25 protein-coding genes are annotated in these 24,169 nt (G+C 60.5%); 19 read left to right on the forward strand and 6 right to left on the reverse strand.

What is annotated here, in order from left to right:
• Positions 1 to 106: 106 nt before the first annotated feature.
• The 3 genes from PMI07_RS22955 (at position 107) to PMI07_RS35805 (ending at position 1,540) form a co-directional block, all read left to right on the forward strand.
• A complete protein-coding gene (locus PMI07_RS22955) occupies positions 107 to 481 on the forward strand; it encodes a cytochrome c family protein (protein WP_037088072.1) in 375 nt (124 codons plus the stop codon).
• A 321-nt stretch (positions 482 to 802) separates the two neighbouring features.
• Positions 803 to 1,276 (forward strand): (2Fe-2S)-binding protein, encoded by a 474-nt coding sequence (locus tag PMI07_RS22960; RefSeq protein WP_007755938.1) that lies wholly within the window; start codon positions 803 to 805, stop codon positions 1,274 to 1,276.
• A gap of 96 nt (positions 1,277 to 1,372) precedes the next feature.
• Positions 1,373 to 1,540 (forward strand): twin-arginine translocation signal domain-containing protein, encoded by a 168-nt coding sequence (locus PMI07_RS35805; RefSeq protein WP_280949780.1) that lies wholly within the window; start codon positions 1,373 to 1,375, stop codon positions 1,538 to 1,540.
• Between the two features lie 132 nt (positions 1,541 to 1,672).
• Here PMI07_RS35805 and PMI07_RS22965 read toward each other — a convergent pair whose 3' ends face one another.
• Positions 1,673 to 1,924 carry a hypothetical protein gene (locus PMI07_RS22965; protein ID WP_007755930.1) on the reverse strand — a complete coding sequence of 84 codons (252 nt, stop codon included), beginning with the start codon at positions 1,922 to 1,924 and terminating at the stop codon, positions 1,673 to 1,675.
• Between the two features lie 636 nt (positions 1,925 to 2,560).
• Between PMI07_RS22965 and PMI07_RS22970 the strand changes: the two genes are divergently transcribed.
• Positions 2,561 to 3,169, forward strand: a complete 609-nt coding sequence (locus tag PMI07_RS22970; protein WP_007755927.1) for a hypothetical protein — start codon at positions 2,561 to 2,563, stop codon at positions 3,167 to 3,169.
• A 1,154-nt stretch (positions 3,170 to 4,323) separates the two neighbouring features.
• Here PMI07_RS22970 and PMI07_RS22980 read toward each other — a convergent pair.
• Complete coding sequence (locus tag PMI07_RS22980) at positions 4,324 to 4,956, reverse strand: TetR/AcrR family transcriptional regulator (RefSeq protein WP_007755916.1); 633 nt, start codon at positions 4,954 to 4,956, stop codon at positions 4,324 to 4,326.
• A 163-nt stretch (positions 4,957 to 5,119) separates the two neighbouring features.
• Between PMI07_RS22980 and PMI07_RS22985 the strand changes: the two genes are divergently transcribed.
• The 11 genes from PMI07_RS22985 to actP all read left to right on the forward strand — a co-directional run bounded on the left by PMI07_RS22985 (position 5,120) and on the right by actP (position 16,002).
• A complete protein-coding gene (locus tag PMI07_RS22985) occupies positions 5,120 to 6,349 on the forward strand; it encodes an ABC transporter substrate-binding protein (RefSeq protein ID WP_007755913.1) in 1,230 nt (409 codons plus the stop codon).
• 35 nt (positions 6,350 to 6,384) lie between these two features.
• Positions 6,385 to 7,392, forward strand: a complete 1,008-nt coding sequence (locus tag PMI07_RS22990; RefSeq protein WP_007755911.1) for an amidohydrolase family protein — start codon at positions 6,385 to 6,387, stop codon at positions 7,390 to 7,392.
• A complete protein-coding gene (locus tag PMI07_RS22995; RefSeq protein WP_007755909.1) occupies positions 7,385 to 8,923 on the forward strand; it encodes an aldehyde dehydrogenase in 1,539 nt (512 codons plus the stop codon). The genes PMI07_RS22990 and PMI07_RS22995 overlap by 8 nt, the downstream gene beginning before the upstream one ends.
• Positions 8,924 to 8,969: 46 nt before the next feature.
• On the forward strand, positions 8,970 to 9,821 hold the full coding sequence (locus tag PMI07_RS23000) for a branched-chain amino acid ABC transporter permease (protein WP_007755907.1): 852 nt from the start codon (positions 8,970 to 8,972) through the stop codon (positions 9,819 to 9,821).
• Positions 9,818 to 10,792, forward strand: a complete 975-nt coding sequence (locus tag PMI07_RS23005) for a branched-chain amino acid ABC transporter permease (RefSeq protein WP_007755905.1) — start codon at positions 9,818 to 9,820, stop codon at positions 10,790 to 10,792. Before PMI07_RS23000 ends, PMI07_RS23005 begins: the two co-directional genes overlap by 4 nt.
• Entirely contained in the window at positions 10,792 to 11,529 is a 738-nt protein-coding gene (locus PMI07_RS23010) for an ABC transporter ATP-binding protein (RefSeq protein WP_024164063.1), read from the forward strand. Before PMI07_RS23005 ends, PMI07_RS23010 begins: the two co-directional genes overlap by 1 nt.
• On the forward strand, positions 11,519 to 12,241 hold the full coding sequence (locus PMI07_RS23015; RefSeq protein ID WP_007753633.1) for an ABC transporter ATP-binding protein: 723 nt from the start codon (positions 11,519 to 11,521) through the stop codon (positions 12,239 to 12,241). Before PMI07_RS23010 ends, PMI07_RS23015 begins: the two co-directional genes overlap by 11 nt.
• Positions 12,242 to 12,311: 70 nt before the next feature.
• Positions 12,312 to 13,538 carry an FAD binding domain-containing protein gene (locus tag PMI07_RS23020; RefSeq protein ID WP_007753630.1) on the forward strand — a complete coding sequence of 409 codons (1,227 nt, stop codon included), beginning with the start codon at positions 12,312 to 12,314 and terminating at the stop codon, positions 13,536 to 13,538.
• Between the two features lie 20 nt (positions 13,539 to 13,558).
• Positions 13,559 to 13,966 (forward strand): hypothetical protein, encoded by a 408-nt coding sequence (locus PMI07_RS23025; protein ID WP_007753627.1) that lies wholly within the window; start codon positions 13,559 to 13,561, stop codon positions 13,964 to 13,966.
• A gap of 72 nt (positions 13,967 to 14,038) precedes the next feature.
• Positions 14,039 to 14,359 carry a DUF485 domain-containing protein gene (locus tag PMI07_RS23030; RefSeq protein ID WP_007753624.1) on the forward strand — a complete coding sequence of 107 codons (321 nt, stop codon included), beginning with the start codon at positions 14,039 to 14,041 and terminating at the stop codon, positions 14,357 to 14,359.
• Positions 14,356 to 16,002 carry a cation/acetate symporter ActP gene (gene actP / locus PMI07_RS23035; RefSeq protein ID WP_007753617.1) on the forward strand — a complete coding sequence of 549 codons (1,647 nt, stop codon included), beginning with the start codon at positions 14,356 to 14,358 and terminating at the stop codon, positions 16,000 to 16,002. The genes PMI07_RS23030 and actP overlap by 4 nt, the downstream gene beginning before the upstream one ends.
• A 48-nt stretch (positions 16,003 to 16,050) precedes the next feature.
• Here the strand turns inward: actP and PMI07_RS23040 are convergent, their stop codons facing one another.
• Entirely contained in the window at positions 16,051 to 17,157 is a 1,107-nt protein-coding gene (locus PMI07_RS23040) for an NADH:flavin oxidoreductase/NADH oxidase (RefSeq protein ID WP_007753602.1), read from the reverse strand.
• A gap of 238 nt (positions 17,158 to 17,395) precedes the next feature.
• Here PMI07_RS23040 and PMI07_RS23045 point away from each other — a divergent pair, with 238 nt between their 5' ends.
• The 4 genes from PMI07_RS23045 to PMI07_RS23060 all read left to right on the forward strand — a co-directional run bounded on the left by PMI07_RS23045 (position 17,396) and on the right by PMI07_RS23060 (position 20,863).
• On the forward strand, positions 17,396 to 18,178 hold the full coding sequence (locus PMI07_RS23045) for an ABC transporter ATP-binding protein (RefSeq protein WP_007753601.1): 783 nt from the start codon (positions 17,396 to 17,398) through the stop codon (positions 18,176 to 18,178).
• Complete coding sequence (locus PMI07_RS23050) at positions 18,175 to 19,005, forward strand: ABC transporter permease (protein WP_007753600.1); 831 nt, start codon at positions 18,175 to 18,177, stop codon at positions 19,003 to 19,005. The genes PMI07_RS23045 and PMI07_RS23050 overlap by 4 nt, the downstream gene beginning before the upstream one ends.
• Positions 19,006 to 19,027: 22 nt before the next feature.
• Positions 19,028 to 20,098 carry an ABC transporter substrate-binding protein gene (locus PMI07_RS23055; RefSeq protein ID WP_007753599.1) on the forward strand — a complete coding sequence of 357 codons (1,071 nt, stop codon included), beginning with the start codon at positions 19,028 to 19,030 and terminating at the stop codon, positions 20,096 to 20,098.
• Positions 20,099 to 20,176: 78 nt separating this feature from the next.
• A complete protein-coding gene (locus PMI07_RS23060) occupies positions 20,177 to 20,863 on the forward strand; it encodes a VOC family protein (RefSeq protein WP_007753598.1) in 687 nt (228 codons plus the stop codon).
• Between the two features lie 51 nt (positions 20,864 to 20,914).
• Here the strand turns inward: PMI07_RS23060 and PMI07_RS23065 are convergent, their stop codons facing one another.
• The 3 genes from PMI07_RS23065 to PMI07_RS23075 are packed head-to-tail and all read right to left on the reverse strand — an operon-like array spanning position 20,915 to position 23,787.
• Positions 20,915 to 22,030 (reverse strand): FAD-dependent monooxygenase, encoded by a 1,116-nt coding sequence (locus PMI07_RS23065; protein WP_037088001.1) that lies wholly within the window; start codon positions 22,028 to 22,030, stop codon positions 20,915 to 20,917.
• Positions 22,024 to 23,238: an MFS transporter gene (locus PMI07_RS23070; RefSeq protein ID WP_007753596.1), complete on the reverse strand. Its 1,215-nt coding sequence runs from the start codon at positions 23,236 to 23,238 to the stop codon at positions 22,024 to 22,026. The genes PMI07_RS23065 and PMI07_RS23070 overlap by 7 nt, the downstream gene beginning before the upstream one ends.
• A gap of 30 nt (positions 23,239 to 23,268) precedes the next feature.
• Positions 23,269 to 23,787 carry a DNA starvation/stationary phase protection protein gene (locus tag PMI07_RS23075; protein ID WP_007753593.1) on the reverse strand — a complete coding sequence of 173 codons (519 nt, stop codon included), beginning with the start codon at positions 23,785 to 23,787 and terminating at the stop codon, positions 23,269 to 23,271.
• Positions 23,788 to 24,169 lie beyond the last annotated feature (382 nt).

Genomic DNA, 24,169 nt, shown 5'->3' on the forward strand with positions numbered 1-24,169 from the left:
GGACTGCAGGCATTTTCGATGAATTACCGGGACGGAAGCGGTGCCGATGCGCAACCCAATCGTCTTTCAGGGCTTTGGAAGCCTGCTTATTTCGGAAAGAACGTCCATGACAAAAATCACGGTTTCTGTTGCGGCCTTTTTCCTAGTTCTTCTTCCAATGACGGTTCCTGCCCTTGCCGAGGGAGATGCGGCCCTGGGGCAGAAAGCGTTTCAGCGCTGTTCCGCCTGTCATTCGACGACGGAACAGCAAAAGGCCGGACCGGGGCTCAGGGGCATTATAGGTCGCGCTGCCGGTTCTGTAGATGGCGTCCGCTATTCGGCGGCCATGAAGGAGTCTGGACTGGTATGGGACGAGGCGACGTTGGACCGGTTTCTGGCCGCGCCCCGCGATGTTGTGCCGAAGACCACAATGACCGTGAGCGTGCCCAAGCCCGAGGATCGGCAAAATATCATCGCTTACCTGAAGTCTCTCTCCCAATAGGAGGCGCCACCGATCCAGGCATGGCGTTGGTTGAGACGCATCTGAGCCAACCGGTGATTTGGAGTGGCCCGGATCTGGGGGATGTGTTGGCCATGTTTTCGTCCCGCATCCGAACGCAGTCGCCCAATGCAATCTGGCGCCGCCGGACCGGCTATGGTCGCCGGGAAGAGCAGGCTTCTGGTCAGCGGAGTCGTGCTCGTCTCGAACGTCGGCGTGGCGACCACGTCGCCCGCCGGTCCTTCCTGACCACAAGTTCAATGGCAACCGATGTGCGTCACGCCCTAAGCTTATCCGTAGGAATTATAGGAGAACCGACCAGCGATGATCACACTGAATATCAACGGCAAAGACCACGAAATCGATGCCGATCCAGAAACCCCGATCCTATGGGTTCTGCGTGACACACTCGGTATGACCGGCACCAAGTTCGGTTGCGGCGCGGCGCTCTGTGGCGCATGTACGGTGCATCTCGACGGCGAGGCCGTCCGTTCCTGCAGCACGCCGGTGTCGGTCGCGGAGGGTGCTAAAATCACCACGATCGAGAAGACGACCGATGGCAGCGACCGCATTGGCGCCGCTGTGCATGCGGCGTGGGTCAAGCACGACGTAGCGCAGTGCGGTTACTGTCAGAGCGGTCAGATCATGAGCACCACGGCGTTCCTTACATCGCTGCCGAAAGGCAAGCAGCCGACTGCCGAAGAGATCGACACGGCAATGGAAGGCAACATCTGTCGCTGCGGAACCTATGTCCGTATCCGCGCCGCCATAGCCGACGCCGCCAGCACTCTCGTCTAAAGGAGACGCCACATGTTGCCGAACATAGATTATAGCGAATTACCACGCGCGCTGCAGCACATGCTGGAACGGGGGCGCTCAACAATTGCCCCGGCGATGCCACGTCGGAGCTTCCTGAAAATGACGGGAGCCTTGGGTTTGGCTGTCGGCGTTTTCCCATTCAGGGACCGCTCACGGTGCCCCTCCGGGGCAGCTTCGTGGACCATGCCGGAGAAGCATTTTTTTTGTAAGGCAGCGCGATGTTGTGGCCGAATGCTAGATTGAAAGGTCGAAGAGGCAGTTCGTCCCCTGAGGATCGCCGGGCAGCAGTTTCCAATCGCGAGACGGTAATACGAACCATCGATCATGATAGGGTTCATAAACTCCAGGAAGCGGGAAGTGCTCGTCGATGTGCATTTAGTCCCTGACGTCGCGGGTCGCGATGGGGATGCCGTAGTAGATGCTTGTCGCGGCGATGGCCGGGTCGATCCCGAATTGGAGCCGCTCTTCGTCTTCGTCCCGCCAAAAGGAGCGGAACTCTGGAAGGGTGGCCATCAGTGCCGTCAGGCGACAGATCTCCACGGTGGCAGGAGGAATGTACACTCGGGTCCAGATAAGGTTCTCGAGCCAGGAGAGGTAGATCGAACCCTCGGTACGATCACGCCTCATCAACTCCCTCGCGCCGCGCTCGAGTTCGAAGATCGCCGGAAGGGGGGACAGCGATCGCTTCGTCAGGAAGGGAGCGCAGGAAACTGACGACCTTCTGTACCGGCACCGCGCGGCGGGCTTCGCTCAAAACACTCGTGTCTAACAGCATGAAGTCGCACGGCACGATGGTGTCCCCAACCAATTCGACGCGATCGTTCCGGAAGATGGTTAGCAAAGGATTAAGGATTGCTTGGTGGACTCGGAATCGAGTAGCCTTTGTGGCTGCGAGGTGCGGTGAAGGACTGATGATGCGTTCGAACAGATGGACCCGAGAAGACGCGGAAGGCAGGACTCGCGAATTGCTTCAGGCGGTGAAGGCGGCAGGTCCGCAACTAATCGACGATGACGACGGTGTCTTCACGGTATCGTTCTCCCGCATGCCCCCCGCTGGCGACAATCCTTCTGACTTCTTATCGAAGGGAAGATCATCAGATCGCTGATGTGATTTCTCTTGAGGCCGGTATCATAATACCGGTTGACGTCTCATGGTGTGTTCGCTATCTGTTCCGCCGTGAAGCTAGATCATCGACAATACCAACGACGCTGAATTGAACGGCCGCAAGAGCGGCAGAGATCACTTGCGTCAGGGTATTTGTCATGCGTTCTGAGAGCCTTTCTCCGACCTCTGGTCTTCACCACTCATCCAGTGAAACCTTCTTCCCGCCGAAAGCCACAATCTACTGCGAAGGCGCGCCTCGCTTCCGTTCTCGGTCGGCCCGGGATCTCGGCTGCCTTCTTGATGTCGATCCTCGCGTTGCCTCGTGGCAGTGTATGCCGCTTACCTTGGATATCAACGGTTCCAAGCACACGCCGGATTTTCTCGTCACCTACGACACGGGCCGGATGACGCTTCTTGATGTCGTCAATGGAGAAGAGAGGGGGCCATCCTTTTCGTTGGCCGCTGCCGACATCGGGCTGGAGCATTCATTTGTCTCCCGGAGATCGATCGAAGCCGGACCGCGTCTGCGAAATGCGTCAGATCTCCTACGATACGGCGCGTACCGGACACCCCTGGGAGACCGGGTCCGCATCCTCGCGCTGCTCGATGAATTCGGAGCGATAAGACTCGCGGATGCACTCACGGTGTTCCGGGAAGCTCCTCCAATGGCCGGGCTGGCCTCGCTTATCCTCCATCGCTTCCTTTCGGTTGACCTGGATGTGGATTTCATTGGTCCCGAAATGATGGTTCGGCGTGGGGAGCGGTGAGGATCCGATGATGAGAGGCAAAGGTTTTATTATATCTGATCGTCCCACTCCGCTTCGGGTGGCGGTCCACATACCCTCGGCGAGGGCAGCAATGCGGAGGGGAGCTCGCGCGCGATGCCCGACGGAATGCCAGAAAACGACGTAGCACTGTCACGCTTGACGACATAAAGGCGATCCTGCCGAGGCCGGTGCTTATCGAGGGTGAGATCCGGTGGATGGCTTGTGTACATGAAGCGGGACATGCTGTCGTTGGAATGTCGCTCGGGATTGGGAGGCCTGATCTCGTGACCGTGCAGCGGTTCCACAGTCACAGGAGCGAAAACACGGCATTCGTCTCATGGATTCGCAATGTTCACCTGCAGAGGAGCCGGGAATCATATCTCAATGAGATCTCGATGCTTTTGGGCGGACGCGCGGCCGAGGAGGTGATCCTGGGAACCATCCATGACGGGTCGGGAGGTGTGATCGGTTCTGATCTGCAGCGAGCAACGGATCTGGCGACATATATGTTGGCGGCGCTTGGGATGGGCGAAGGGCTTTCGTACAGCAATGCCTCGGACCAAAAGCAACTCGAGAAGCTCCGCGGTTCGGATCCGGTACTCCACAGGCGGGTCGTAAGGAAATCGTGCGCTGTCACCGGGAAAAGGTGGAGAAACTTGCATCTGTGGTGCGGGAGCGTGAGCTCGTGACCTCGGAGATGATCGAGGAGATACTGCCGGGACTGATGAACTGAACCGGCGAATGATCCGACATTGCTGTGGACACGGCCTTTCGCATCGACGGCATCGAAATCCTAGGTTTTGCGTTTACGGGGCGAGGAGGCGGTCATGAGGAAAGCGACGTGTAGGTGTAGAAGACTTACCGTGATGTACGAGGGAGCGCCCCTCAGGGTGTCCCTTTTTTCCTTGAATGCCTGCGCCGCACGGGACTAGCCTTCGGCGTCCAAGCCCAGTTCTCACATGCCGATCGTCCCATCAACTTATCCCGTCGTGTTGGCCGTTGTTCAGAAATGCTCCGAGCAAAAGGTAGGTCAAACTCCAATGATGTGCCACGTGTCATCATGACCGCCTACGCTCTGCGAAAGGGAACCGTTCGGGGATCGATCCTGGGAAGGGCGAGTGCTGCCCTGCTACGACGATCAGGTTCAAGTAAACTTATCTCCCAGCAAGGGTTCCTGGCACACCGTCGAGGAAAATCCGCAGCTCCAGGTCGACAATGGAGTTTATGTTCTCGACTGGCATGTTGTAAATGAATTTTCGCACGCCCAGGTAGAAAATCGCTGCGTGTAGGCCCCAGACGGCCTCGATCTCCATCGTAGTGATCGGGGCCTCGTCCGGGGGCTTCCGGGAATGCGCGAGCCTCAACTCATTGATGATCAAATCGAAGACTCGTTGACGCAGCAGGTCCAAATAACGGGTGTTGAAGTCCAGACCCTTCAAGCCCGAGAACATGAACAGCCGGACCCATTCGTATGTGAGGATGACCTGCGAGTAATCCCGATAGAATGCAGTAAGCCGCTCCCCAAGCGGCTTGCTGCGGTCCTGGAGGAGCTCTTCCCAAAACGGGTTCCATCGTCTCAAGAAAACCTCCTGGTAGACGCGCTCGACCAGAGCATCTTTTGTGGGGAAGTAGCGATAGAGCAGCGGTTGTGTGATCCCAAGACGCTTGGCGAGTTCGCGGGTCTGCCCTTCAAAACCGAACTCTGCAAAGAACTTGACGGCTTCTCGGACGATCTCCTGTTCGCGGAGATCCGGTGACAATCGCCTTCTGGCTTCTGGCGGTTTCATGTGCTCTCCCGCTTACTCATTTCCATTAATTTATCAACTGCATACGCCAAGCGCAAACTCAACCTGCGGCATCTACTGCAAAAAATCAAATGATGCACACTTGACCACACGAAAAATATCGATCAGTTTATCAATCGATAAATAGAGGATCTGGGAGGATCAAATGCTTAATCGACGTCAGGTTTTGGCAGGTACAGCGGCTCTTGCTGGGTCTCAGCTCGCATTCCCCGCCCTCGCACAGAGTACGCCCATCCGTATCGGCATGCTCAGCGTGAAGTCGGGAGCGCTTGCGACAGGTGGGCGGCAAATGGAGGACGGCTTCCAGCTCTTTCTCAAGCAGCGCAACAATACGATTGCCGGCCGCGCCGTGGAATTCATCGTCGCCGACACCGGTGGCCAGCCTGCGCTTGCCAAAACCCGAGCCCAGGAACTGGTGCAGCGCTCGAACGTGCACATGGTCGTTGGCCCGGTCGCGGCCTTCGAGGCGCTCGCCATAAACGACTACCTCGCCGAAGCGCAAATACCATTCATCTGCTCGTCGGCTGCAGCCGAAGACCTTACTCAGCGCAAGCTCAATCCATGGTTTGTGCGGACGTCTTCGACATCCGCGCAACCCTGCCATCCGCTCGCAGACTATGCAGCCAAGGAACTCGGCTACAAGAAGATCATCACGATCGCCGACGATTTTGCCTTCGGTCAGGAGCAGACGGCCGGATTCCAGCGCGTGTTCGAGGCAAGCGGCGGCTCGATCACGAACAAGCTCTGGGCGCCTCTCAATGCCGCGGACTACGGGTCCTACATCTCGCAGATTTCCGGGGTCGACGCGGTCTTCGCGGCGTTCTCCGGTGCAAATGGTCTCCGCTTCCTCCGTCAGTACAACGAGTACGGACTGAAGGGCCAGATCCCGGTCATCTCAGCCATGACCACGGTCGATGAAGGCGTGCTCCACACGATGGGCGACGAAGCGCTCGGGATCATCTCCGCCGGCTGGTACTCCGCTGGCATTGACACACCACACAACAAGAGTTTCGTCGAGCAGCTTCGAAAGGTGACGGGTGTCGATCCGGGATTCTATTCCGTGGGAGCCTACTCGGCGGGGCTCGCCCTCGAGGCCGCCCTCAAGTCGATCGACGGCAAGGTGGAAAACAAGCAGGGCCTTATCGCGGCGCTGAAGAAGGCCGAGGTCGCCAACGATCCCCGCGGTCCCTGGAAGTTCGACCGGTACGGCAACCCGATCGAGAACATCTATATTCGGAAGGTAGAGCGCAAGGACAATCGCCTCGTCAATACGGTGATCAAGACCTACGACCAGGTCTCCCAGTTCTGGACCTACCAGCCCGAGCGGTTTCTCGCGGAACCGGTTTACTCGCGGAACAATCCTACAAAGATCTGACTACCGACCACATCATCGAGAAGGAACAACGTCGCATGATTGTCGACGCGCATAATCACATCATTCCGGAAGGCATCGTGTCCATCTTCGAAGCAGATCCCGAGGCATTCGGAGTTCGCGTAGAAAGATTCGACGGCATCACGCGCCTTGTCCACCGGGAGGGATTTGCCTATCCGCTGTTTCCGGAATTCGCCGATCCTCAGGTCAAGGTCAGCAAGCTCGACGAACGAGGATTCGATGCAGCGATCATTTCGCCATCGCCGACCCTCTTCTTCTATCGCGAGCCGGGCGAGAAGAACGCCGAGTTCGTCCGCTACTTGAACAACGAAGTGGCGGCGTTCGTCGCCACTGCCCCAAGCCGTCTGATCGGAATGGGCACGCTGCCGATGCAGTCGCCCGAGGCGTCGATCGCCGAGCTGGAATATCTCGTGTCCACGCTCGGAATCCGGGCGGTGATGATCGGGACGCACATCGACGGGGTCCAGCTAGCAGCTCCGGAATATCGCCCGGTTCTGCAGAAGGCCGCCGATCTCGGCGTGTTCATCCTGACGCATCCCTATTATTTCGGGGCGAAGCCAGGGCTTGAGCCCTACTACCTCACGAACCTAATCGGCAATCCGCTCGATACGACCGTCATGGCCGCGCATCTCATCTTCGGGGGCGTGATGGAGGAGATCCCGCACCTCAGGATCTGCCTGTCCCATGGTGGCGGATTCGCCCCCTATCAGATCGGTCGGCTGGTCCATGGCCAGAATGTCCGGAAAGAGGCGCAGACCACGAAGATCTCGCCGAAGGATCTCCTCAAGCGCTTCTACTTCGACACCATCACGCACGACCCTGAAGCGCTACGCTTCCTCATATCGCTCGTCGGTGCCGATCACGTGCTTTTGGGAACAGACATCCCCTTCGACATGGCGGACCTCTCTCCCGTCGAGACCCTCAGGGCCGCCGGGATCGGGGCCGCAGAGTTCGAACTCATATCGGGCAGGAACGCGATCGACCTGGTCGGCACCGCCGCAGTGAAAGGACTTCTCAATGTCTGACAACACCATCCGTACCACAAGCAGTCGGACCGTCTCCGCTACGCCTCGTGGCCTCTTCATCGACGGCAAAACCGTTGCCGCCGGTCCTCGTGACCTCATGGAGATCCGCTCTCCCGGCACGGGCGATGTCGTCGAATCTGTCCTGCTCTGCTCGGCAGAGGATGTGGACGCCGCCGTGCAGAGCGCGGCACAGGCTTTCCGCTCTCCGGACTGGGCCGGGCTTTCCGTGCGGACCCGCGCCCGGTTTGTGAACAAGCTGGCGGATGTCATGGAGGCCCATCTCGAGGAACTGTATGAACTCGAGACCTTGAACAACGGGCGGCCGATCCGCGAGACCCGAGCCCAGCTTGCACGCGTTCCCGACCTCTTCCGCTACAATGCTGGTCTCGCGCTCGCCAAGCGTGACGATGTCATTCCGGTGGAGGGTGAGTATCTCACCTACACGAAGCGGCTGCCCGTCGGCGTCGTCGCCAACGTGACTCCTTTCAATCACCCTCTTCTTATTGCCTGCCGTAATCTCGCACCGACGTTCGCCTCGGGTTGCACGACCGTGGTCAAGCCGTCGGAATACACGCCCTTGACGACACTGCGGCTGGCGGAGCTCTTCTCCGAAGCTGGACTGCCACCCGGAGTCTTCAACGTGGTGACCGGAAACGGCGCCGTTACAGGGAGGGCGCTTTCAAGTCATCCGGGCATCCGCAAACTGGTTCTGACAGGTGGCACCGAAGCAGGACGGCTGGCAGGCGCGGCCGCAGCCTCCAACTTCGCTCGTCAGACGCTCGAACTCGGGGGCAAGACCCCGGTCGTTGTCTTCGACGACTTCGACGTGGATCAGGCGGTCAATTATGCTGCCTTCGGTGCCTTCGTCGGTGCCGGGCAGACCTGCGTCTGCGCCGCGCGTCACATTGTCCAGCGTACGGTCTACGACGAATTCGTCGAGAAGCTGGCGAAGAAGACAGCCGCCATCCGGATCGGCGACCCGTTCGACGTCGAGACCCAGATGGGGCCGGTCATTTCCGAGCGGCAGCGCCAGCGCGTGCTCGACTACGTAGCGATCGGCAAGAGCGAAGGCGCACGACTGGTCGCAGGCGGACGCATCCCGGAGAAGCTCTCGAACGGCGGGTACTTCGTCGAGCCGACCGTCTTTGCGGACGTCGATGCGGGCATGCGGATCGCCCAGGAGGAGGTATTCGGTCCCTTCACGGTCGTCATTCCTTTCGACGCCGAAGAGGACGCGGTCAGGATCGCGAACGACAGCCCATATGGCTTGGCTGCGGCGGTGCGCACGCGTGACGTAGCCCGTGCCCATCGCGTCGCTGACAGCATCGAGGCGGGCATCATCTGGATCAACGATCACCACCGCGTCGACGCCGCCTCGCCGTGGGGTGGGTTCAAGCTTTCCGGGATCGGACGGGAGTTCGGCAAAGAGGCTTTCGAAGCGTATTTCGATGTGAAGGCCGTCATGCTCAACGTCGGCGACCGTCCGTTCGACTGGTACGACATGGTCGCCGCAGACGTCCGGCTCAACTGAGCCGGACCACCCCCACGAACTCATTCGAGATGGAGGAGGCATTTCAATGTTTTGGATCACCGGGCTTTTCAACAGCCTCGCCTTCGCCGCGGTGCTGTTCCTGCTGGCGGCGGGCTTTTCGCTGATATTCGGCCTGATGAGGGTCGCCAACCTGACGCATGGCGCGTTCTTCATGCTGGGCGGCTATCTCGCCACCTCCGCGATCGGCGCCGGCTTCTGGATCGCCATCGTGGCCGCAGGAGCAGGTTGCGCGCTCCTCGGTGGGCTCGTCCAGCACCTTCTGGTGCAGAGGCTTGCTGGCCGCGAGCTGGCGCAGGTTCTCGGAACTCTTGGCCTCTCGTTCATCGTCGCCGATCAATGCCTTCTGATCTGGTCGGGAGATCCTATACCGCTGGCGGCCCCGGCATTCCTGCAGGGAGCGGCACGACTGGGGATGTTCGCCTTTCCGCTCTACCGCCTCTTCCTGATCGTGGTAGCAGCTCTCGTCGCCATTGCTCTATGGCTCGTCGTCGAGCGCACGACCCTTGGGGCCAAGATCCGTGCGGCAGTCGACGACAGGGAGATGGCCCGGGCGACGGGCATCCCCGTGTCGCGCCTGTTCACGGTCGTTTTCTGCCTCGGTTCGGCTCTTGCAGGCATCGGAGGAGCGCTCGCGGCTCCGGTCCTTTCGGTATACCCCGGCCTTGACACGGAAATGCTGCCGCTGGCGCTTCTCGTCGTCATCCTCGGGGGGATCGGCAGCCTTGCGGGCGCCCTGATCGGCAGCGTCCTGATCGGCATCATATACACGTTCGGACAAATTCTGCTGCCCGATCTCTCCTACGTCATCCTCTTCCTTCCGATGGTCATCGTGCTTGCGGTCCGTCCTGAAGGCCTGCTCGGGAGGCAAGCAGCATGAAGACCGTCGGAATCATCCTCGTCACGGCAATCGCCTGCATTCTGCCGTTCCTTCTTCCGGGAAATTTCTACCTCGGAATCGCGACCCAGATCCTGGTCTACGGCCTGTTCGCCGTGAGCGTGAACACTCTCGCCGGGTACGGCGGCATGGTGTCTCTCGGCCATGCCGGGTTCCTCGGCATCGCCGCCTACGCCTATGCGGTGACATCCGGCACCTACGGCTTCTCGCCATGGATCGCGGTTGGCGCGGCCCTTGTGATTGGCACGGCGGCTGCCGCCGTGTTTGGTCTGATCGCGCTCAGAACCAGTGGCCTCAGCTTCCTGATGATCACGCTGGCACTCGGGCAGATCGTATGGGGCGTGGCTTTTCGCTACACCGACCTCACGAACGGCGACAATGGCATCAGCCTGGGACGCGCCAGCGTGATCTCAGCCGATCCCCTCACGCTGTACTACGTTTGTCTGGCGGTGCTGGCCCTCGTCATGGTTCTCCTCGCAGCGTTCATCCGCTCACCGCTCGGCGCTGCGATTAAGGGCGTGCGCGACCAGCCGCGGCGGATGAGCACGCTCGGCTACAACACCTGGGCCATTCGTTACGTGGCGTACCTCGTTTCCGGCTTCGTGGCGACGGTCTCCGGCATTCTCTACGTCCAGATCTTCCAGTTCATAAGCCCGCACGCGCTGTCACTGACCGTGTCCTCGGAAGCGGTTCTCATGGTCATCGCCGGAGGCATAGGTACCTTGTTCGGACCGCTGCTCGGAGCCGGCGTCGTCGTCCTGCTGAAGAACGTCGCCAGTGCCTACACTGACCGCTGGCCGACCCTGCTCGGATGCATATTCCTCTTCATCATCATCGCCATGCCCGAAGGGCTTCTTCCGGGAAGCAAGCGGATCCTGGCTGGGATGATCGGCAGCTTCCGAAAAGGGGCCGCGCCCAGCGCCTCCCTCCAGCCAACTTCGAGGGCACGCTGATGTCGGCATTGGAACTCAACAACCTCAGCAAGAGCTTCGGCGGCCTGCATGTCATCAACGACGTCTCCTTCAAGGTCATGGAAGGCGAGAGGCGCCTCATCCTCGGGCCGAACGGCGCAGGAAAGACGACGCTGTTCAACCTGATTGCGGGGGATCTGGCTCCGAGTTTCGGAACGATATCGTTGGCAGGGGAGGATGTTTCGGCCCTGCCGACCAACAGGCGCGCGGCGCGCGGGATCGGCAGGACCTTCCAGATCCTGACGCTCTTTTCGGGCGAGACGGTCATCCGCAACGTCGTGCTTGCCAGTCTTGGGCGCACTTCCCGCCGCTGGAAGCCTTTCGGTTCACTCGATGCAGATGAGGAGTTCCGCGCTTCGGCGATGGAGATCCTGCGGACGGTCATGCTCGACCATATCGCCGACAAGTGCGTCAGCGAGACTTCCTATGGCGAAAGACGGCGGCTCGAGATCGCGATGGCGCTGGCCCAGCAGCCACGGCTGCTGCTGCTCGACGAACCGCTTGCAGGTCTTTCCAAGGAGGAGCGAAAGGGCATCGAAGGTCTGCTCAACGCGCTCCCTCGATCGCTGACCGTCATCATGATCGAACATGACATGGACGTCGCGCTCGGCTTTGCCGACCGCATCGCCCTTCTCCAGAACGGCAAACTCCTCGTTGACGGAAGTCGGGACGAGGTGATCGCCGACCCGCGGACAAAGGAGGCCTATCTTGCCGAATAACAACGCGCTGACCCTCAATGCCGTCAACAGCTTCTACGGCGACAGCCACATCCTGCAGGACGTTTCCTTCAATGTTACGGAAGGACGAGTCCTTGCTCTGCTTGGCCGGAACGGGGCGGGGAAGACGACCTGCATGAACACGATCGCGGGACTGATGAAGCCTCGCAGCGGCCACGTCTCTGTATTCGGCCGCAGCATCGAAGGCGCCACTCCAGAAGCGATCTGTCACTCGGGCATCGCATTGGTGCCCCAGGGGCGCCGCATCTTCAAAAGCCTGAGCGTGACGGAGAACTTGGTTGTCGCGACGAGGCGGCCGGCACCGTCCGGGCGCGTGGTGTGGGACGTCGAGGACATCTTCAAGGTCTTTCCAAGGCTGGAGGAGCGCCGATCTCATCCCGCCGGACGCCTGTCCGGAGGCGAGCAGCAGATGCTTGCGATCGGGCGGGCGCTGATGACCAATCCGCTGATCCTCCTGATGGACGAACCAACCGAAGGTCTTGCCCCTCAGATCGTCGCCGAGGTCGGGCGTATCATCGGTCAGCTCAGGGAGCTTGGTCTGTCGATCGTACTCGTGGAGCAGCATACTAATTTCGCCCTCCGGCTTGCCGACGACGTGGTCATCATCAGCACGGGCGAGATCGTCGCCCGCGGCACGGCGGCGGACCTCATCCAGGACAGCTCGCTTCTGAACAATCATCTTGGCGTTCATTGACTCGCCGACCGAACGTGGCCGCCGCAGAGACACGTCGGCCACCGACCTCATCCTGAATGGAGGACCTGAAATGAAAGAGACTGGCCACGCATTGATCATCGGCGGTTCGATGGGCGGACTCTTCGCCGCCCGCCTGCTGCTCAGCAAGGGATGGACGGTCGACGTTTACGAGAGGATATCCTCAGAACTGGCTGGCCGTGGCGCAGGCATCGTCACTCATCCCGAGCTGTTCGACATTCTCGACGCATGCGGCATCGACAGCGAGAACGCCAAGGTCGGAGTGAGCGTTGAGGGCCGCCGTGTCTTCGACCGCAACGGCGAAATCATTGGCGAGAAGTCGCATCCGCAGATCCTGACCTCCTGGGGACGGCTCTATGCCATCCTGAAAGAAGGCCTGCCCGAGGGCTGTTATCATCACGGCTACAACCTGCAAAGCGTCGAGGTCGAAGCCGACGGCGTCGTGGCTCGTTTCGACAATGGCAGCGAGGCTAGGGGTGATCTCCTGGTGGCGGCGGACGGCATCTTCTCCGCTGTGCGTGCACAGTACATGCCGGACGTGATGCCAAACTATGTCGGCTATGTAGCCTGGCGCGGTCTGGTCGATGAGGCCGATCTGTCGGTCGACACCAGGAGCGCGCTGTGCGACCATTTTGCGTTCTCGCTTCCGACGGGAGAACAGATGCTCGGATACCCAGTAGCCGGCGCGGACGAGTCCATCGAACCCGGCCACCGCCGTTTCAATTTCGTCTGGTACCGCCCTGCGGCTCAGGAGGGCGGGCTGAAGGAGCTGCTCACCGACGTCGACGGCGTGACCCATGCGCTATCCATCCCCCCGAACAGGATCCGACCGGCCGTGATCGACGACATGCGCAGTGCCGCCCAGGACCTCCTGTCGCCCCAGTTCGCGGAGGTCGTCGCGAAGACCGCACAGCCGTTCATCCAGGCAATCCAGGATCTCGAGACGCCACGAATGTCAATCGGCGGGCGGATCGCCCTGCTCGGGGATGCCGCCTTCGTCGCGAGGCCACATGTCGGGATGGGCGTCACGAAGGCGGCTGCGGACGCGTTCGCGCTTGCCGAGGCGGTCGAGGCCGAGCCCGACGTCGCATCGGCACTTGAGGAATTCGAGCGCCAGCGCCTGGCCTACGGACAGGCGGTCATCCGCAAGGCGCGGCACCTCGGAGCATACATGCAGGCACAGATCCTGACCGATGAAGAGCGGGCAATGGCGGAGCGACATCGCCACCCCGACGCGATCATGAGCGAGACCGCCGTGTCGACCGGCATCGCGGCCTGACCAAGAGAAAGGACGAAATCATGGGAATCCACGTAATCGACACCTGGCCGAAGGCCCCGGAAGGATTGAGCGAGGAACTGGCCGAGGAGTTTGCCCGCAACGCCGGGAACGGCAGGGTAGGGAGTGCGCTCGTCTCGGAGACTGACAGGGTTCGCGTCTGGTCACTGACCTTGAAGCCATCGGAGCGCATCGGCTTTCACACCCACGTGCTCGACTATTTCTGGACCGCTGTCACCGGGGGAAGGGCACGTTCGAACTACGGCGACGGCCGCGTCGCGGAAGTCTCGTACAAGCCCGGTGACACGCAGCATCATCACTATGGACTTGGAGAGTTCATGACGCATGATCTCGAGAATATTGGTGACACGGATCTGACGTTCACTACCGTGGAATTTAAAGACAGCGCGAACGCGCCACTGGTTATTTAAAGTTCTCGGAATGCGGGGATGGTCGCGGTTCGTACGGCCATCCCGGCAACCCTGGATTGGAGGACAGGCAGCATGGATGCACAAGTCAAACCGATGGATCTGGAGCAGATCCGAAAGCGGCCATTGTTCTCTCGGATCAGCCTCGAAAGGAACTGCCTCGGGGCGGTACTGGCGATAGTGATGGCGGCCTTGTATTTCACCTTCATCAGTATCGTCGCCTTTTCCCCGGGAATCCTCGCCGCTCCCATATCTCCAGGCTCTTCCATAAGCACTGGCGTGGTCGCTGGCGTTTCCCTCATGGTCTTCGGACTTGTCCTGACAGCAATCTACGCTCTCTACGCAAGCATGCGCCTCGACAAGCTCGCGTCTGCGCTGCGCAAGGAAATCCCATGACCCGGAAAACAGCAGTATCAAGTGGACTCGCGCTCATAATATTTGCTTCCGGTGCACGAGCGGATGCATTGACGGGCGAGGTGGCTCGACAAGCACTCAATCCGCTGGCGATCGCCATGTTCCTGGTGTTCGTCATTGCAAGCCTCGGCGTGACGGTCTGGGCCGCACGGCGCGGAACCCGAACCGCCCGCGACTACTACGCCGCCGGCGGCGGACTTTCCGGCGTGCAGAACGGTCTTGCGATAGCCGGGGACTATACATCGGCTGCGACGTTCCTCGGCGTGACCGCACTGGTCTACGGATCCGGCTATGACGGGATGATCTACGCGATAGGCTTCCTTGTCGGGTTCCCAATGATCCTGTTCCTGATCGCCGAGCCTCTTCGGAATCTTGGGCGATACACCTTTGCGGATCTCGCCGCCTATCGCTTGTCCGAGCGGCCGATCAGGACAGTCGCGGGTGTGAACACCTTAGTTATCGTTCTCTTCTACCTCATCGCCCAGATGGTCGGTGCGGGAAAGCTCATCGAGCTTCTGTTCGGCCTGCCGTACTGGATTGCGGTCGTGCTCGTCGGTGTGCTGATGATGCTCTACGTCACGTTCGGCGGAATGCTGGCGACGACGTGGGTGCAGATCACGAAGGCCGTGCTCCTGCTCTTCGGGACGGTTCTTATGTCGACGCTCATCCTCGCGCATTTCGGCTTCAGCCTGAATGGCCTTTTCGCATCTGCCGTGGCGATCCATCCCAAGGGAATAGCGATCATGGCTCCTGGCGGATTGGTCAAGGATCCGATTTCCGCGCTGTCACTGGGCGTGGCGCTGATATTCGGGACCGCCGGGCTGCCTCACATCCTGATGCGGTTCTTCACCGTGTCGGACGCGGTGCAGGCTCGGGTGTCCGTTCTCGTCGCCACGTGTTTCATCACGGTCTTCTATTCGCTGCTCTTCGTCCTCGGCTTCGGTGCGATCGCGCTGGTATCCGGCGATGCCAATTATCTGGATGCCGCAGGCAAGATCATCGGCGGGACGAACATGGTTGCGATCCACCTCGCCGACAAGCTTGGAGGATCTGTCCTGATGGGCTTCATCTCGGCGGTGGCCTTCGCCACGATCCTCGCCGTCGTGTCCGGGTTGACGATGGCAGGCGCTTCCGCAGCGGGACATGACCTATATGCGCGGGCCTTCCGGAAGGGCAATGCCACGGAAGCCGAAGAAATCCGGATGTCGAAGCTGTCCGCCGTCCTCATCAGCGGCCTTGCGATCGTCCTCGGGATCTTGTTCGAGAACCAGAACATCGCCTTCATGGTGGGGCTCGTGTTCGCGATCGCGGCAAGCGCGAACTTCCCGGTGATTTTCCTCTCTGTGACCTGGCGGGGCCTCACCACACGCGGCGCGGTACTGGGATCGCTTGCAGGGCTTCTGAGCGCGCTCTTTCTCGTTTTGCTCAGTCCTGCCGTATGGTCGGGAACGCTGGGCTTCGGTGCGGCCATCTTTCCGTACGACAATCCGGCTCTCTTCTCCGTGCCGCTGGCCTTCGTCGTGACCTTCCTCGCCTCGGTCTCCGACCGGAGCAGAAGCGGTGCCGCCGCGCGCGAGGGTTTCGACGCTCAGTATGTCACGGCCCATACCGGGATAAGATCGTAATCCTCCCGGATGGCCTCGGGCGTAGCACCCGAGGCCATTCAGTCCTCGTCAGGCGCTTTCGAAGAGCGTGCGGAACTGGCGCGGCTGGCAACGCAGGTACTGCGGGGCTGCCTTCACACTTTCCCCGAAATGGGCGGCGGCATGCCATGGCCAGCGTGGATCGTACAGTATGGCGCGGGCGATTGCGATCATGTCGGCATCCCCCGTGCTGACGATCGCTTCCGCCTGTTCGAACTCCGTGATGAGACCGACCGCCACGACAGGCATGGAAGTCGCGGCCTTCACGGCCCGGGCGAATGGCACCTGATAGTTCGGCCCAATCGCGATCCTCTGCTCGGCGGCGAGACCACCGGAGGAGACGTGGATGCCGTCGCAGCCCTTCGTCTCGAGGGCCTGCGCGAAGGCGATCGTCTCGTCCAACGACCAGCCGCCGTCCACCCAGTCCGACGCTGACACCCGCATGGTTACGGGGCCGCTTGCCGAGAACTCTTCCTGGACGACTTCGAAGACCTCGAGTGGGAAACGCATCCTGTTCTCCAGCGATCCTCCGTACTCGTCGCTGCGATGGTTCGACAGAGGCGAAAGGAACTGATGCAGCAGATAGCCATGCGCGCCGTGGATCTGGATCGCGGCCAATCCGAGTCGCGCCGCCCGCTTCGCGGCATCGCCGAATGCCTGCCGTATCCGCTTCAGATCCTCTCTGTCGAGGGCGCGCGGAGGGGTGTACGAAGCTTGAAAGGGCACGGCGCTTGGGGCGACGGTTTGCCATCCGTTATCCTTCCCGAGCGCGATCTGGCTGCCTCCATTCCACGGAACATCCGTCGAGGCCTTCCGTCCGGCATGCCCTAGCTGAATACCGATCGCGATGTCGGACCAGCGCCGGATCGACTCGAGGGTTCGCCCCATCGCGGTTTCGCATCCGTCCGAATAGAGGCCGACGTCGCCGTAGGAAATCCGTCCTTCCGGAGAGACCGCGGTGGCTTCGATTGTGAGGAAACCGGCGCCGGAATTGGCCAGGTTTCCAAGATGGATCAGATGCCAGTCGGTCATCATGCCTTCGTGCGCGGAGTACTGGCACATCGGAGCGATCACAATACGATTGGGTAATGTCAGTCGACCCACCGAAGTAGGCGTAAAGAGTTTGGTGCGGTTCATGGCTTCTCCATCTCAGGTTGTCCGAAGATCTTTTCGGTATCGGGAAAACTTCGATTTCCACAGCGTCCACCGCACAGAGGTGCATGAATGCATTGCGGTTTTCGTCATGCCTAAATTATCGCCAAAAACGAGTATTGTCATTCTATTTATCAAGTGATAACTAAATTTTCGTCAACCAGGGGCGACCCGTGGCAACTGTCGAAAAGCCCATGAACGACAAATATAGAAGGCTTTGAAGGTGGAACAACTAGAGTCATTCATCGAAATCAAGAAGGCGTCGAAGAAATTCGTGACGAGGTCAGGAGATCACGTCACCGCGCTAGCCGACGTTAATTTATCAATAGATAAGGGTAAGTTCATTACTCTTGTCGGGCCCAGCGGCTGCGGAAAGAGCACTCTTCTAAGGATGGTCGGGGGGCTGATCCGACGGTCCAGTGGAAGCGTCTCGATCGGTGGCGCGGAGATCGAAGCTCCGACCTCGGGGATCGGTATGGTGTTCCAGTCGCCAGTTCTACTGCCCTGGCGAACAGTCCGCCAGAACGTAACCGTGGCAGCGGACATCGGAGGGGCGAACCGCAGGGAAGTCGACGAGCGGGCGACGAAGTTTCTCGACATGGTTGGCCTGAACGGTTTCGAGGACAAGTATCCAAGCGAACTTTCCGGCGGCATGCAGCAGCGGGTCGGCATCACCCGTGCACTGGTTCACGATCCTGAAGTGCTGCTGATGGATGAGCCCTTCGCCGCACTCGACGCGATGACGAAGGACAAGCTCCAGGTCGAACTGCAGTCACTCTGGATGACAAGCCGGAAGACGGTGATCTTCGTCACGCACAGCATCCAGGAAGCGGTCTTCCTTGCCGACCGAGTCATTGTCCTCGCGCCCAGACCCGGCCGCGTGGTGGATGACATTACGATCGAACTCCCTCGGCCCCGGACGCTCGAGATGATCAATTCCAGGGAATTCGGTGACTATACCAGCGCCGTGCGAAAGCATTTCGAAGCAGAGGGGCTTGTCCAATGAGTGAGGTCATATCCGCTTCCGTTCACCGCAAGGTCAAATCCCCATCGCGGTTCCGTTTCCCGGCTCCGGACATCGTCACCCTGGCATCGGTGGTCGTCCTGGTGGCGTTCCTGTCCGCGTGGGAGTGGGTGTTAATACCTCTTCTGAACATAAGTCCGGCGCTCCTGCCGAAGCCTAGCGCCATCGCCATCGCACTTTGGTCCGGGTTGTTTGTCGGGGACCTTGGAGCCGACATACTAATCACGCTGCAAGAGGTCTTCCTCGGATACGTACTGGGATCGGCGATCGGATTCGCCTTGGCTATCCCGGTCGCCGGGTCCCGAGTCGCGGAACGAATCCTCTATCCCTATATCGTCGCCCTTCAAGCCATTCCCAAGGTGGCGATCGCTCCGCTCTTCGTCATCTGGTTTGGCTTCGGCATGACTTCAAAGGTGGTGATCGTAGCCTTGATCACCTTCTTCCCGGTCTTCGTGAACGCGGTCATCGGGCTACGAGCGACACCCGCCGAGCAGGATGAGCTGTTCGACGTCTACAACGCGTCCGCATGGCGTCGCTTCCGTTATCTCAGGCTTCCCAATTCGGCGCCCTACATTTTCGGCGGCCTCAATGTCGGTGTGACGCTGAGCGTGATCGGGGCGATCGTCGCCGAATTCGTCGGCGCGCAGGAAGGTATCGGTTCGGCGATCATCCGCGCTGGCTTCGCGCTGGACACCGCAGGGGTCTTCGCGGCCATCGCGGTCCTGACGTTCATCGCCGCGACCGCCAGCGCTGCGATCCAGGCCATTGGCCGCAAACTCGTCTTCTGGATGGAAAATCCGAAGGGCTAATCTAAACCAAAGGGAACATGTCATGAAGAATGCCTTGAAGGCGGCAACAGTCGTTGCCGCGATCGCTACAGCCATGCCCATCGCGTCCGGCACAGCAAACGCTCTGGAGTCCGTGAAGATCATCCACGGCAACCCGGTCATGATCACCGCCGTCTTCGAACTCTATGTGCCCCTGGCGCTCGGCTGGTGGAAAGACGATGGCTATGACGTGCAGGTCGTCTATTCCCAAGGCTCGGCCGCAGCGGTCCAGAGCATCATCGGCGGCAGCGGCACGATCGGGATGATGAACACGACCCCGTGGCTTGCCGCCGACGCTAGGGGTCTGACAGACATCCGGATGCTGGCGACGATGCGCAACACGTCCTGGCGCATCCTGACGATGGCCGACAAGGGCATCACGAAGGCCGCAGATCTCAGGGGCAAGACTGTCGGCCTTGCGGTCGCCGGCTCCGGCGGAGCGATGTATCTCAACAGCATGCTGGCCTCGCACGGCATCAACCCGCAGCGTGAGGTCCGCCAGGCCGTGATCGGTCTCGGCGCGCAGTCATACGAAGCACTGAAGTCGGGTGCGGTTGACGCCAGCCTGACATTCATGTCCGAGATCGCCAATTTCAAGGCTCTCGGGAACAACGCATCATACTTCTACGACGACCAGTGGATGCAGTTCCCCGACTACGGTCTCGTCGCAACTAACGACACCCTCAAGGCGAAGCCTGAACTGGTCGAGGCTCTGGCGAGAGGGATTGCCAAGGCCCAGATTTTCGCGGAGGCAAATCCCGAATGCGTCGCGAAGATCTATCGCAAGAACTACGGAGCCAACCGCACGACGACGCTCGAGCAGGATACCGAAATCGAAAAGTCGAACGTCGAGGAGGCGAACCTGGCGTTCGACAAGGCCGGCGGTGAGCTGCGTGCCAACGTCTCGGTCGAGGGCCTCGACAAGCTTCAGGCGTTCCTGCTTGAGAACAAGCTCATTCCCCAGACGATCGCCCCTAAGAAGCTCGTGCCGGATGACCAGGCCTTCTTCCAGAGGATCAACAACTTCGATCATGCTGCCGTCATCGCGCAGGCCAAGGCATGCTCGGGCTTCTAAGCGGGACCTCCCAGAACGATCCTCAAAGGGCGGCCGACGCAGGCCGTCTCCAATGTTCAATGAAACAGGAACTGGAAAATGATTCACATCGATCACGTCTGCCTAGGCGTCCGCAATTTCTTCGATGGCGCACAGCGCCTGCGGGAAGAGACAGGCCTTGGCTGCTATGAGGGAGGCTGGTTTCCCAAGCTCGGCCTCGCCAACAAGATCTTCCCGACAGGGAACGACACCTACATCGAGGTCGAAAGTGTCGTCGACGTCTTCGAATACGAGAAGGGCAATGCCTCTGCCCGTTTCTTCAAGGAGAAATGCGAGGCCGGCGACGTGTTCATCGGCTGGTGTGCCCGGGTCGACAGCCGGGATGAACTGGAGCAGCTTGCCAAGCGTCTCGGCACCGATGTGATCGAAAGCACGCTGCGTACCCGTCCCGACGGGATGATGGGCGTCGCGATCCGCGCTCCCGAGACTATCCCAAGCTGGCGTGCGGGCCTCCCGAATTTCTTCCTCGTGAGCGACATCACCAAGCATCCCTCGCGCGTCACTCCGCAGTTCGGCACCCGGACTGCCACGGGAATCAGTTGGCTGGAACTCGGCGGCTCCGAAGAGGAGATGAGCGATTACCTCGGCATCCCGGCGATTTCCCTGGGCCTGCGGTTCAATGGCGGCGCGCATGGGCTGCATGCGATGGGAGTGTCGACCAGTGACGGCGAGATCGTAATACGGCGCAATGTGATCAGCGGCACGACAGGCAAGCAGGCCGCTTAGCCCGACCATTCTGACAGGCGGTCGAATAAGCACCGCCTGTCTATTCCGGATCTATAAAGCCGTTGCTCCGAGACGGCGTCCATAGTCTACGATCTCTCTACCAACACCGATCCTGGCGGCCTCGTACCGTTCCAACGCAGCCTGAACCTGCCGTTCTCCGGCAAGGCAAGCCACCAGCGCCATGACATCTGCTGCGGCCTTTGATACTCCCATCGCCGTATGCGGTCGCGCCACGAACGCGGCGTCCCCTACCAACGCGACAGATCTTCCGATCATCCGGGGTGCCTCGTAGTCAAAGATGCCCTGGATGGAGGGAGTCGGCTCCGCTCCGACAGCAAGTGCGAACTGCGGCGGCAGTATGTCATGTGCGTCCCGGCGCAGGCCGTTGCGGCGTTCCACAGAAAGCCCACCGCGGGGAAGCGAGTATTGCGAGCTATGTCCGCGCTCGTCCGTGAAGATTCGCTGGAGCTCGTCCTGCTTGGCAGGTCTGTACCAGACCCAGTTGTATCTGCGGCGGCCCACATCGATTTCGCCGTTGGGTCCGGGAACGAGATAGCCGAGGATGTGCACGCCACTGGTCACGTAGAAGGCGAAGCGGTCTAGCAGTATGGATGCTCCGTCGGGTAGCTGCGTTTCCGGGATCAGTCCACGCCAGGCTACATAGCCCGCGAACTGGTTGCCGTGATCCGTCTGATTGACGGCGGCGCGTATCACGGAGCCGACGCCGTCGGCTCCGATAACGAGATCGGCGGTTTCCTTGGTGCCGTCCCCGAAGATGATCTCCGCGCCTTGTTCGCCATCCTCGACCCGGACCACCTCTCGGTCGAGCATGAATGCTTCCGAAGCGAAGTGCGACAGTACCGTATTGTAGAGGTAATCCCACGAAATCTGCTTCTGCGGAGCCCGCGTCCTCTGAAGGACGCGTCCGTCGCGGCCGAAGTAGATCCGTTCCCTCGCTACCACACCGACCTCTTCGGCGTCCTCGGCACCGATCATCCGGAGGAGGTTGAAGAGGTCCTCCTGGGGAACGAGGCCTGCGCCTCGCCCTCCCAGTCCGTGCGCGGAACGCTCATAGATCTTCACCTCGTGGCCGCTCCTCTGAAGCAATATCCCTGCGAAGACCCCTGCCAGGGAACCGCCGACAACTTTGATGCGGAGTTTCATGATGGCCTCCCGCTGACGGTGGTGGAGGGGACTGCCCGATGATGCGCGGCCTTTATCGCAACTGCGATGATGCCGAGGGTGGCCCCAAGTACGCTGACGCCCAACCAGCCAGCTTGACTCCAGGCCGCGGTTGCGAGGGCCGAACCGGCCGCACCGCCTAAGAACATCCCGGTCATAAAGATCGTGTTGATGCGGCTGCGCGCATTCGGATCGAGCGCGTAGATGATGTGCTGGTTGGAGACCAGCGCGCCCTGGATCCCGAAGTCGAGCACGATGACACCTAAGACCAAGGCTACCAGCGACGGCCAGAATCCGAAGAGGATCCAGGCGGCCACGGTCAACAGCCCGCCGAGCCAGACTACGAAATGAGGTCCCCGGCTGTCGGCGATCCGACCTGCTAGCGGTGCGGCGAAGATGCCGACCGCGCCGACCACACCGAACAGTCCTGCGATGTCCGCACCGAGGTTGAACTGCGGGCCTTGGAGGTAAAGCGCCAGGATTGTCCAGAAGGCCGTGAAGGACGCGAACAGGAACGCCTGGATGAAGGTGGCCGCCCTCAGCGTCCGCTCACGCTTCCAGAGTCCGGCGAGGGAGGCGATGGCGTGATGGTAGGGCAGGCGTGTCGTAGGGTTGTGATGAGGCAGCGTCCAGAACATCAGCGCCATGGCGAAGAGCGCCAGCGGGACCCCGATCCAGAACATCTCCCTCCATCCGGCATGCTCGCCGACGAAGCCCGATAGCGTCCGACTGAATAGGATGCCGGACAGAACGCCCGCCATCACTGTGCCGATGGTCGCACCGCGCTTCTCGGGTGGAGCGAGGGATGCCGCGAACGGTACGATCTGCTGCGCGACCGTGGAACTGGCCCCCACGATCAGCGAGGCGGCGATGAGCAGCGTAGGTGTCGGTGCCACTGCGACAAGAGCGAGCGCACCCGCCAGGATGAAGAACTGGCCGATGATTAGCCAGCGCCGGTTGACGAGGTCCCCGAGGGGGAGCAACAGGAACAGTCCAACCGCGTAACCGAGCTGGGTTGCCGTCGGAACCATGCCGACGACGTGCTGGCCGGGAAACTCGGCCTCGATGATGCCGAGCATCGGCTGGTTGTAGTAGATGTTCGCGACGGCGATGCCGGCAGCGACAGCCATCGCCAGGAGACCTATCTGGCTCATCGGCTTCGTGCTCGGAATTTCTTCACTGATGGTAGTCATGGTCGTACCTTCCGGAATTCTGGTGGCGAATTATGCCGCGTTGCGCGTTGTCTCGAACAGGAACCATGCGCGGCGCTCGGCTTCATCGATCCAGACTTCCAGCAGGCTGGTCGTGGCGACATCGTTGTATTCGGCGCAGAGCTCGTGGGTCTGCCGCATGAAGGATACGAAGCGCTGGTTGTCGTCCTTCAGCTCGGCGAGCATGTCGCGAGAGGTTACGAAGTCTGCGTCGTTGTCGAGAATGCGCTGCAGCTTGCCGATATGCCAGATCGAGCGGAGCGTGGTGCCACCAATCTTCCGGGCGCGTTCGGCTATCGCGTCGGTCATCGCGAAGATCTGGTCGCCCTGGTCGTCAAGCATGAGGTGGTAGTCACGGAAGTGTGGACCGCTAATGTGCCAGTGAAAGTTCTTGGTCTTAAGGTAGAGCGCGAACGCGTCGGCCAACAGCGTCGTCAAGGCACCCGATATTTCGGTGACTGCGTTGGACTCGAAGTCCGAGGGGGTTGTCAGGGGTGCCTTACGGCGTGTTTCGACGGCGATGCGGTCCATGGTCTCTCTCCTGAGCTAAAACGTTGACTTCAGCCGCGGATCCTCGCGGACGACCCGGTCAGGGATCTCTCTGGCGGCTGACGAAAGCTAAAACAGCCCGGAACCGCATGACATCCAATGCTGGTCTAAGGGGTCCTATACTTAGGGCCAGGGGGCCGACATCTCGCAGCAGGAACAGCCCGATCGGTACCTTCGTATGGCTCGAGAACGGCGATCACCGCGTAGCCTCAACAAGTCTCTCGGAAATGATTTCCGCACGGAGGCAGGCAGCATCGACAATCCCGTCTATGGAGACCGGCGCCACAACCCCGGGTGCCGAAGTCCCGTGGCATGCCGCGGCTCCGTAGCCATGGTCAGGTGGGCTTCAGAGCAGTATCGGCGG

The organism is Rhizobium sp. CF080, assembly GCF_000282095.2.
Taxonomy (GTDB): Bacteria; Pseudomonadota; Alphaproteobacteria; order Rhizobiales; family Rhizobiaceae; genus Neorhizobium.

Bases quoted from the DNA above. Each gene is read 5' to 3' on its own strand.
- PMI07_RS22990 (WP_007755911.1), top strand. From the start codon at position 6,385: ATGATTGTCGACGCGCATAATCACATCATTCCGGAAGGCATCGTGTCC.
- PMI07_RS23055 (WP_007753599.1), top strand. From the start codon at position 19,028: ATGAAGAATGCCTTGAAGGCGGCAACAGTCGTTGCCGCGATCGCTACA.
- PMI07_RS23075 (WP_007753593.1), bottom strand. From the start codon at position 23,787: ATGGACCGCATCGCCGTCGAAACACGCCGTAAGGCACCCCTGACAACC.
- PMI07_RS23005 (WP_007755905.1), top strand. From the start codon at position 9,818: ATGAAGACCGTCGGAATCATCCTCGTCACGGCAATCGCCTGCATTCTG.
- PMI07_RS23070 (WP_007753596.1), bottom strand. From the start codon at position 23,238: ATGACTACCATCAGTGAAGAAATTCCGAGCACGAAGCCGATGAGCCAG.
- PMI07_RS23050 (WP_007753600.1), top strand. From the start codon at position 18,175: ATGAGTGAGGTCATATCCGCTTCCGTTCACCGCAAGGTCAAATCCCCA.
- PMI07_RS22980 (WP_007755916.1), bottom strand. From the start codon at position 4,956: ATGAAACCGCCAGAAGCCAGAAGGCGATTGTCACCGGATCTCCGCGAA.
- PMI07_RS35805 (WP_280949780.1), top strand. From the start codon at position 1,373: ATGCCACGTCGGAGCTTCCTGAAAATGACGGGAGCCTTGGGTTTGGCT.
- PMI07_RS23025 (WP_007753627.1), top strand. From the start codon at position 13,559: ATGGGAATCCACGTAATCGACACCTGGCCGAAGGCCCCGGAAGGATTG.
- actP (WP_007753617.1), top strand. From the start codon at position 14,356: ATGACCCGGAAAACAGCAGTATCAAGTGGACTCGCGCTCATAATATTT.
- PMI07_RS22970 (WP_007755927.1), top strand. From the start codon at position 2,561: ATGCGTTCTGAGAGCCTTTCTCCGACCTCTGGTCTTCACCACTCATCC.
- PMI07_RS23040 (WP_007753602.1), bottom strand. From the start codon at position 17,157: ATGAACCGCACCAAACTCTTTACGCCTACTTCGGTGGGTCGACTGACA.
- PMI07_RS23060 (WP_007753598.1), top strand. From the start codon at position 20,177: ATGATTCACATCGATCACGTCTGCCTAGGCGTCCGCAATTTCTTCGAT.
- PMI07_RS22960 (WP_007755938.1), top strand. From the start codon at position 803: ATGATCACACTGAATATCAACGGCAAAGACCACGAAATCGATGCCGAT.
- PMI07_RS23000 (WP_007755907.1), top strand. From the start codon at position 8,970: ATGTTTTGGATCACCGGGCTTTTCAACAGCCTCGCCTTCGCCGCGGTG.
- PMI07_RS23010 (WP_024164063.1), top strand. From the start codon at position 10,792: ATGTCGGCATTGGAACTCAACAACCTCAGCAAGAGCTTCGGCGGCCTG.
- PMI07_RS22985 (WP_007755913.1), top strand. From the start codon at position 5,120: ATGCTTAATCGACGTCAGGTTTTGGCAGGTACAGCGGCTCTTGCTGGG.
- PMI07_RS22955 (WP_037088072.1), top strand. From the start codon at position 107: ATGACAAAAATCACGGTTTCTGTTGCGGCCTTTTTCCTAGTTCTTCTT.
- PMI07_RS22965 (WP_007755930.1), bottom strand. From the start codon at position 1,924: ATGAGGCGTGATCGTACCGAGGGTTCGATCTACCTCTCCTGGCTCGAG.
- PMI07_RS23020 (WP_007753630.1), top strand. From the start codon at position 12,312: ATGAAAGAGACTGGCCACGCATTGATCATCGGCGGTTCGATGGGCGGA.
- PMI07_RS22995 (WP_007755909.1), top strand. From the start codon at position 7,385: ATGTCTGACAACACCATCCGTACCACAAGCAGTCGGACCGTCTCCGCT.
- PMI07_RS23030 (WP_007753624.1), top strand. From the start codon at position 14,039: ATGGATGCACAAGTCAAACCGATGGATCTGGAGCAGATCCGAAAGCGG.